Source organism: Kineococcus vitellinus, from assembly GCF_009906315.1.
GTDB lineage: Bacteria > Actinomycetota > Actinomycetes > Actinomycetales > Kineococcaceae > Kineococcus > Kineococcus vitellinus.
This window is the reverse complement of record NZ_JAAALL010000612.1, coordinates 1-747: the sequence shown is the minus strand read 5'-3', so window position 1 is coordinate 747 and position 747 is coordinate 1. Positions and strand designations below refer to the sequence as shown.

Genomic DNA, 747 nt, shown 5'->3' with positions numbered 1-747 from the left:
CTGCTCGGCGTCGCGGTCCTGGTGGCACCGCCGGCCGGTGCTCCCGGTGCCCGGGTCCCCTCCCGGGGCGGTGGCCGCCCGCGCTCCCGGCGCCCGCCCCGGCCGCGGCAGGAGGACGCGCTGCTGGCCGGTGCCCGGCTCGCCGAGCGCGCGGCGGCGCTGCTGCGCGCCGGGGTGCCGCCCGCGCTGGTGTGGCACCACGCGGCACCCCCCGCGGCACCTGCTGCGGCACCTGCTGCGCGACCTCCCGCCGGGGCCACCGGCGCCGTCCGCGGCGGCCCGGTGGGTCCCGCCGCGCCGCCGGCCACCGCACCGCTCGGGGTGCGCGCCGTGTGGGAGCTCGTCGAGCGCACCGGAGCCCCCGCCGCGCAGGCCCTCGAGGCGAGCGCGGCGGGGTTGCGCGCGGACGCCTCGGCGCGGGCCGCCGTGCGGACCGCGCTCGCCGGGGCGTCCGTCAGCGCCCGCACCGTCTCGCTGCTGCCGCTGCTCGGCCTCGTGCTCGGCGCCGCGCTGGGGGCGCCGCCCTGGGAGGCGCTGCTCGGGTCGGCGCCCGGGCGCCTCAGCGCGCTGCTGGGGACCGGTCTGCTGGTGCTCGGGCGGGTCTGGAGCGCCCGGCTGGTGCGCGGCGCCGAGCGCGCCGCCCGGTGAGCGGCGTGGGCGCGGCGCTCCTCGTCGCCGCCCTGCTCGCGGCGGCGGTCCTCACCGCCGGCGGTGGCGGCGGGCCGGGTGGCCGCGGCACGGGCACCC

1 pseudogene is annotated in these 747 nt (G+C 84.5%); it reads left to right on the top strand.

The features are described from left to right. A pseudogene (locus tag GTQ99_RS23725) lies at window positions 1-648 on the top strand (type II secretion system F family protein); the annotation flags it as partial. Window positions 649-747: the final 99 nt, after the last annotated feature.